5 protein-coding genes and 1 pseudogene are annotated in these 7512 nt (G+C 70.4%); 1 reads left to right on the top strand and 5 read right to left on the bottom strand.

What is annotated here, in order from left to right; genetic code table 11:
* Nucleotides 1-90 precede the first annotated feature (90 nt).
* Entirely contained in the window at nucleotides 91-648 is a 558-nt protein-coding gene (locus J1C73_RS30355; RefSeq protein WP_207319184.1) for a GNAT family N-acetyltransferase, read from the top strand.
* 21 nt (nucleotides 649-669) lie between these two features.
* Here the strand turns inward: J1C73_RS30355 and J1C73_RS30350 are convergent, their stop codons facing one another.
* From J1C73_RS30350 to J1C73_RS30330, 5 genes and pseudogenes are all read right to left on the bottom strand, one after another.
* Nucleotides 670-2271 carry a type IV secretory system conjugative DNA transfer family protein gene (locus J1C73_RS30350; RefSeq protein ID WP_207319183.1) on the bottom strand — a complete coding sequence of 534 codons (1602 nt, stop codon included), beginning with the start codon at nucleotides 2269-2271 and terminating at the stop codon, nucleotides 670-672.
* A 1-nt stretch (nucleotide 2272) separates the two neighbouring features.
* Nucleotides 2273-3691: an ATP-binding protein gene (locus J1C73_RS30345; protein ID WP_123460626.1), complete on the bottom strand. Its 1419-nt coding sequence runs from the start codon at nucleotides 3689-3691 to the stop codon at nucleotides 2273-2275.
* A gap of 67 nt (nucleotides 3692-3758) precedes the next feature.
* The gene (locus J1C73_RS30340; protein WP_207319182.1) at nucleotides 3759-5309 is read right to left on the bottom strand and encodes an SCO6880 family protein; all 1551 of its coding nucleotides are present in this window, start codon (nucleotides 5307-5309) and stop codon (nucleotides 3759-3761) included.
* Entirely contained in the window at nucleotides 5306-6670 is a 1365-nt protein-coding gene (locus J1C73_RS30335) for a hypothetical protein (protein ID WP_207319181.1), read from the bottom strand. The genes J1C73_RS30340 and J1C73_RS30335 overlap by 4 nt, the downstream gene beginning before the upstream one ends.
* Nucleotides 6660-7512 (bottom strand): annotated as a pseudogene (locus tag J1C73_RS30330) (hypothetical protein); the annotation flags it as partial. The gene J1C73_RS30335 and the pseudogene J1C73_RS30330, both read right to left, overlap by 11 nt.

The following is a 7512-nucleotide window of genomic DNA, read 5'->3' as shown; positions in this document are numbered from 1 at the left end:
CTTTTCTGCGTTCCGGACCAGGATGCGGGATGACGGGATGCCGCCGGAATCTGTTTGCACGGGTGCGGGGCGGCCGGTCAGGATCGGTGCATGGACTACGTGATACGCCCGGTGCGTGCGGATGAATGGCAGCTGGTGAAGGAACTCCGCCTGGCCGCGTTGCAGGATCCAGCGGCGCCGGTGGCGTTCCTGGAGACGTACGAGCAGGGCCTGGAGCAGTCCGACGAGCTCTGGCGGGAGCGGACTGTCGGTGGGTCCGAGGCGGGGGACGGCGGAGTGCGGCAGTTCGTCGCCGAGGCGCCGGACGGGAGCTGGGCCGGTTCGGTGACCGTGCTGATCGAGCGGCCGGACGGGGAGGTGCGGTTCGGTACGCCGGCCGACGTCCACCAGGCCCATGTGGTGGGGGTGTTCGTACGCCCCGAGGCGCGGGGCGGGGGAGTGGCCGAGGAACTGTTCCGGGCCGGCATGGACTGGGCGTGGTCGCTGGGCGAGCCGCGGATCGCACGGGTACGGCTGTATGTGCACGAGAACAACCCGCGGGCCTCGGCGTTCTACCGCCGGATCGGGTTCGTGCCGACCGGGGAGACGGTGCCGATGCAGGGTGATCCCACGGCCCGTGAACTGGAGTATGCGGTGGCCCGGCCGTAAGGGCCCTGGTGGGGCAGGCGATCAGGGCGCGCTCGGCGTCTGGAGTGGCTTGGTCCAGCGGGCGCGGCCCTGTTCGGGGGAGCGGAGCAGGGCGACGGTCGGCAGGCCCTGGTTCTTGCCGGTCGCCAGCAGTTCGGGTAGCCCGGGCAGGGGTGCCACGGCTGCTACGTCGTCGAGGACGAGCGTCATTGGTGGGTCGAGCCGGCCGGTGGATGACCGTGCGGCCATGCGGCGGCCGTGCTCGACCACGTCTGAGGCGAGCGCCGTGAGCAGGGGCATGGCTCCGGGGGCCGATCGGGGGTCCTCGATGGGTTCACCCACCACATAGAGGGTGCCCCCCTCGTCCGCGAAGGATTCCAGCGCGAGCGCATCGGCTCGGTTGGGGGTGCAGGCGTCGCGGATGTGGACCGAGGAGAGCGCGCCGAAGGCCCGTACGGCGAGTTCCTGTGCCATCTCGCGGCGCTCGGGGTGTGCGGTGAGTGCGGACTCCAGCAGTCCGGCGAGTCCGGATGCGGCCTTGGGGTGGGTACGGAGCAGCCGCACCGGTTCGTGCGCGGCGCCGCCCTGTGCCCAGCGGTGGACCTGGCGGAAGGGGCGGCCGTCGATGGCGGCGGCGTGCAGCCAGCACTGGAGAAGCGTTTCGGCGGTGTCGGCCGTCGCCGCGTCGATGCGGGCCTGCGGGCGGACCGGGGCGAGGAGGGCCGCGGCGCGGGCGGCCGCCCGGTCGGGCAGCTCACAGCCGGCGGTAGGGGCCCAGTGGAGCCTGGCCGGGGTGTCGCAGAGGTGGCCCGGGTCGTAGATGAGGACGGGGCCCAGCTTGGCGCGGGCGTCCTTGGTCTCGGCCCAGACGCTGGGGTCGGAGGTGACGACGAGCACGGGCCCGTCGGCTTCGCTGATGGCCTGGACGACGGTGGGCCGACGGGTGGCGGCAGGCCCGTAGACGACGAGCTGGGCGCGGGGAGAGGGCACGGTGAGCGGCGGCGCGGTCGCGAGGAGCTCGGTGGCGGCGGTGGTGCCTGTGGCGCCGGGCGGGGTCGCGGCCTGTGGCTGTGGCTCTGGCTGTGGTTCGGTGAGGTGTTCCGCGGCCGCCGGGGCCGGCTCCCGCGGGGCGGTGCGGGCTGCCGGGGCCTGTGCGGGGTCGGGGGCCGGGACCTCGTGCGCGTACTCCTGTCGCTTGCCCGGGTCGGGCCGCGGCCGGGCGTGGTCCAGCTGATGTTGCTCCAGTTGTTCCAGCCGTTGGGCGCGCTGCCGGGACCGTACGCCGCGCCAGCGCGCGACCACGCCCATGACGAAGATGGTCAGTACCACCAGCACCATCAGTTCGCCTATGAACAGGCCCCAGAACAGGCCGTACCCGGAGAGCTCCCCCGCGGGTGTGGTCGGCCAGGCGGCCGGCAGGTCGTGCGGGGCCTCCACCAGTCGGCGCATGGCCAGCGGGGTCTCGGCGAGCGTGACGCCGTGCGGCCAGGCGCCGTGCGCGAGGAGTCCGGACAGACCGGTGGCCGTCCAGGCCAGCAGGGTCAGCCCGAGCAGAAAAGCCAGCAGGCCGATCAGCAGTCCGTCGGGGATACCGCCGCCGCCCTCTCCGGTGCCACCGGGCCGTGCCTCGCCGCGCCGTGCCATGTCATGCCACCGTTGACTCGGACGACTCGTTGAGCCGCTGCTGGTTCTCGATCCGGGCCGCGCGCTGTTCCGCCTCCAGTTCGGCGGCGCGTACGTCCTCCGGGAGCAGGTCGACGGCGGAGGACTCGGTCATGGCGCGGTCGGTGAAGACGAGGGGGCGTTCGGCCTCGGTGATCAGGTGTTTGACGACCTGGACGTTGCCGTTGACGTCCCAGACGGCGATGCCCGGGGTGAGCGTGGGGATGATCTCGACCGCCCATCGGGGCAGCCCGAGCACCCGGCCGGTGGCTCTGGCCTCGTCGGCCTTCTGGGCGTAGATCGTGCGGGTCGACGCCATCTTGAGGATGGCCGCCGCTTCCCGCGCCGCGGCCCCGTCGACCACATCGCTGAGGTGGTGGACGACGGCGACGAAGGACAGCCCGAGCCGTCGGCCGAACTTCAGCAGGCGCTGGAAGAGCTGGGCCACGAACGGCGAGTTGATGATGTGCCAGGCCTCCTCGACCAGGAAGATGCGCTTCTTCCGGTCGGGCCTGATCCAGGTGTGCTCCAGCCAGACACCGACGATCGCCATCAGGATCGGCATGGCGATCGAGTTGCGGTCGATGTGCGAGAGGTCGAAGACGATCAGCGGGGCGTCCAGATCGATGTCGGCGGACGTCGGCCCGTCGAACATGCCGCGCAGGTCGCCGTCGACGAGCCGGTCCAGGACGAGGGCGACGTCCAGGCCCCAGGCCCGTACGTCGTCTATGTCCACGTTCATCGCCTGGGCGGACTCGGGTTCCGGGTGGCGCAGCTGGTCGACGATGTCCATCAGGACGGGCTGGCGGTCGGCCTTCGTCTCGTTCACGAAGGCGTGCGCGACCTTGAGCGCGAAGCCGGACCGTTCGTCGAGGCCGTGGCCCATGGCGACTTCGATGATCGTGCGGAGCAGGGCGAGCTGCCCGGTGGTGGTGATCGCGGGGTCGAGCGGGTTGAGCCGGATGCCTCCGTTGAGCGCGGAGGTGGGGTCGAGGCGGATGGGGGTCAGGCCCAGTTCCTGGGCGATGAGGTTCCATTCGCCGACGCCGTCCTCGCCCTGGGCGTCCAGGACGACGACCTGGCGGTCGCGGAAGCGGAGCTGGCGGAGCACGTACGTCTTCTCCAGCGCGGACTTGCCGTTCCCGGACTCGCCGAGCACCAGCCAGTGCGGGGCGGGGAGCTGCTGTCCGTAGAGCTGGAAGGGGTCGTAGATGTAGCCCTTGCCGGAGTACACCTCGCGGCCGATGATCACGCCGGAGTCGCCGAGGCCGGGGGCGGCGGTGGGCAGGTAGACCGCCTGGGCCTGTCCGGTAGAGGTGCGGACGGGCAGCCGGGTCGTCTCCACCTTCCCGAAGAGGAAGGCGGTAAAGGCGTCCGACAACGCGGACAGCGGATCTCGCATGGCGTGACCGACCTCCCTTTCGTCTCTCTCGGTGCTCGGTGCTCTCGGTGCTCTCGGCCGTGTGCGGCTAGCGGCGGATGCCGGTGGCGAACGGCAGGGTGTTCACGAACGCGCGGTGGTGCTCGCGGTCGCACCACTCCAGCTTCAGATATGACTTGCCGGCCGAGGCCCGGATCGTCCGCTTGTCGCGGGCGAGGGACTCGGGCGAACGCGACGACACGGTGATGTACCCCACCAGGTTCACCCCGGCCGCGCCGCTGGCGAGATCTTCACCCCGCTGGTCGAGCCTGCCGTGGGCGGCGATGTCGCGGGGGTCGACGGTGCGGTTCATCTTGGCCTGGCGGCTGGCCTCGGCCTCGTCGTTGGTCTTCTCGGTGAGCATCCTCTCGATGGCGATCTCGGTGGGTTCGAGGTCCATGCAGACCGCGACCGTACGGATCACATCGGGCGTGTGGACGAGGAGCGGGGCCAGGAAGTTGACGCCGACGGGCGTCATCGGCCACTCCTTCACCCAGGCCGTGGAGTGGCACCAGGGCGCGCGGGTGGACGACTCACGGGTCTTGGCCTGGAGGAACGTCGGCTCGACCGCGTCCAGTTCGGCCGGCCAGGCGTTGCGCTTCGTCATGGCCTGGATGTGGTCGATGGGGTGGTCGGGGTCGTACATCGAGTGGACGAGCGAGGCCAGCCGGCTCTGGCCGAGCGGCTGGCGTACCCGGATGTCGGCCTCGGCGAGGCGGGCGCAGATGTCGGTGAGCTCGCGCGCCATGACGACCGCGAGGCCTGCGTCCCGGTCGAGCTTGCGGCCGCCGTGGGGGCGGGCGGCGCGGGCCATGGCGTTGGCCTCGGCGGCGAGCTCGCGGTCGAACTCCATGCAGGCCACGAGGTAGGCGCGGTGCTGTTCGCTGGAGGTGGAGACCATGGACTGGAGCTGGTCGTACGACTCCTGGAGCCAGCCCGGGGAGGCCTTGTCGCCGCGCTGGGCGACGTCCTTGGCGTGCGCGTCGGGGTCGGCGGGCAGGGTACGGGCCAGCATCTGGATGCGGGTCACGAAGCCGTCGCCGTTGGCGACGTGCTTGAGGAGGGTGCCGAACCGGTCGACGAGTGCTTCCTGGTCCTCGCTGTCGCGCAGCCCGACGCCCGGCCCCTCGATCTCGATCGCTGCGGTGACGGTGCGGCGGTCGGCGTGCAGCAGTACGGCGATCTCGTCCGGCCCGAAGGGCGCGGCCAGCCAGTTGATCCGGCCGATGCCGGGGGGCGGTCCGATCTCGACCTCACGCCCGTCGGCGCTCACGCCCGCTTCCATGGCGCCGGACTGGTACGCGGTGCCGCGGCGCAGGGAGCGCTTGTAGCTGCGGTTGATCTCGAACCACTTGTAGAAGGTCCGGTGCTTGTACGGGACGTAGACGATCGCCAGGGCGAGCAGCGGGAAGCCAGTGAGCAGCACGATCCGCATGGACAGGACCGGTACGAGCAGTCCGCTCATCATGCCGAGGAACGCCCCGCCGATGATGAGGGCGATCTCGCCGGTCTCGCGGTTCTTGCCGACCATCGCGTTGGGCCTGGCCCGGCCGATGAGATACGTACGGCGGGGCGCGATCGGATGGGACTGCGTACTCAACGCCCGCCACCTCCTGTGCTGTTGTTACCTGAACCGCCTGATCCGCGGCGCGGGCTGCGGCTGCTGTGCGGGGTACCGGAGGTGGGACCCGATCCGCTGCGGGGCGGAGGTGCGGCGGAGGGGACAGATCCGCCGCCGACCCCGCTCCCGGAATTGCGGGAGCTGTGGGCGGCGACTCCGCCGCTGACCGGATTGGCGGGGCGTCCGCCGCCGCTGTTGTTGCCGCCTCCGCTGTCCTGGCCGCCGCCGCGGCTGCTGTGGGTCTTGATGCCCTGGGAGACGAGAGCCGCGGGTGAGCTGATCATCGCGGCGGCCTGGGAGCCGTCGGTGGCCTGCTTGCGGTTGGTACGGGCGCCCTGGATCTCGTCGCCGAAGCCGGGGACGAAGCGGTAGATCATGCCGGAGGCGAAGATCGCGAGCAGGATGATGGCCAGCCCGGAGACGACGGCGGAGAACGCGTCGGGCCCGTCGTCCGAGGACAGCGCGCCGGCCAGGCCGAGCACGATGACGATGACCGGTTTCACCATGATCACCGCGATCATGATGCCTGCCCAGCGGCGTACGTGTCCCCACATGTTCTTGTCGACGAGCCCCGCGTACACGGCGGTTCCGAGCAGGGCGCCGACGTAGAGCAGGGCGGCCCGGATCACCAGTTCCAGCCAGAGGATGCCCGCGGCGAGGATCGACACCAGCGAGACGACGATCAGCATGATCGGCCCGCCGCCGATGTCGGAGTCCTTCTTGAGCGCCTCGGCGAACGATCCGAAGAAGACGTCTGTCTGCCCGCCGGAGGACGAGGCGATGACCTCGGTGACGGCGTCGGTCGCGGAGACGATCGTGTACAGGATTAGCGGCGTGAATGCGGACGCAAGGACCGTCAGCCACAGGAAGCCGATGGCCTCGGAGATGGCGGTGGTGAGCGGCACGCCGCGGATGGCGCGCTTGGCGACGGCGAGCAGCCACAGGACGAGGGTGAGCACGGTCGAGGCGGCGAAGACGATCGCGTACTGCTGGAGGAACCGGGTGTTCGTGAAGTCGACGTTCGCGGTGCTTTTGACGGCGTCGCTGAGCTTGCCGACGATCCAGGCAGCGGCGTCGGCACAGCCGCGGCCCAGGGAGGTGAGGGGGTCCAGGGCGGGGTCGGTGCTTTTGGGGGCGTTGGACTTGCTGGTGCCTGCGTCGCCTTCGCAGTAGTCCTTGGCCAGCCCCACGATGAGGTCGCACGCCTCGTTGCCCTTCTTACTGGGCGACGGCGACGGCGACGGCGCCGCTGCGGCTTGCGAAGCCAGCAGGATGACCGTGGCCGGAAGGATGCTCAGGATCGACAGTGCGCGCGCGCCTCGGCGGCGGTTAGCGGGCATAAGTGAAGCCTCCGTATCCCTGGACCGCGCCGGCGATCTCATCAGCCGTGGATGCCCGGTTGTCGCCGCTGACAGGAGTGGGGCCCTCTGTCTGGCTCGACGACTCGATCTTCCAGTCGTTCCCGATCCACTTGAGCTTCTCCGAGATCGTGAACCAGGTCTCGGTCACAGGCTTTGTGGACCCCTGTCCGGCCATGCCGACAAGGCCGGTGCACCAGACCTCAACAGTGGCTGTGTCACCACTGTGCTCGACTGTCTTCGTGCCCACGGGAACCGTCCGGGAGACGAAGGTCAGACCGCCAGGAGTGCTGCCGTCATCATTCAGGCCGACGTTCTTGAGGAAGCCCGGGGAATAGGCCTTGTCCAGGTCGGAGACGAGCCGCTCAACGATTGCCGGGTCGTGGGTGGCCCGGACGATGGCCTGACGGGAGGTGGAGTTGAACATGTCGGCTGAGCCGAGCGCCACCGCGAAGTTGGACGCCGCGCTCTGCGCCCCCTGCTCGTCATGCGCGAACCCCGAAGGAATCGAGCCGTTCTTCCCCGCCACCGGCTTCGTCCCCGTAGCCGCGGTGGGCGCTGAGCCGGCCTTCTTGCCCTCGCTTCCCGGTGCACCGTTGCCGCCGTCACCACCGCCGCCCCCGCCCATGTTCGCGAAGGCGATAGCCGCCAGCAGCAGGACCACCACGCCGATGACCGTGAAGAGCGAGCGGGAGTTGCGGGCCAGGGCGGCGGGGGCCGTAGCCGTCGCCGCCCTGGCTGTCGGGGAGGCGGGTACGGGTCTGACGCGTACCGCCGAGGGTGCTGTAGCCATCGTTCGAACGGCCGGAGTCGCTCCCGTAGCC

The organism is Streptomyces laculatispora (genome assembly GCF_017353455.1).
Classification (GTDB): Bacteria; Actinomycetota; Actinomycetes; order Streptomycetales; family Streptomycetaceae; genus Streptomyces; species Streptomyces laculatispora.
This window is presented reverse-complemented; position numbering and strand designations above follow the sequence as displayed.

Coding starts and splice junctions, on each gene's coding strand:
- J1C73_RS30355 (WP_207319184.1), top strand. CDS start 91: ATGGACTACGTGATACGCCCGGTGCGTGCGGATGAATGGCAGCTGGTG.
- J1C73_RS30350 (WP_207319183.1), bottom strand. CDS start 2,271: ATGGCACGGCGCGGCGAGGCACGGCCCGGTGGCACCGGAGAGGGCGGC.
- J1C73_RS30345 (WP_123460626.1), bottom strand. CDS start 3,691: ATGCGAGATCCGCTGTCCGCGTTGTCGGACGCCTTTACCGCCTTCCTC.
- J1C73_RS30335 (WP_207319181.1), bottom strand. CDS start 6,670: ATGCCCGCTAACCGCCGCCGAGGCGCGCGCGCACTGTCGATCCTGAGC.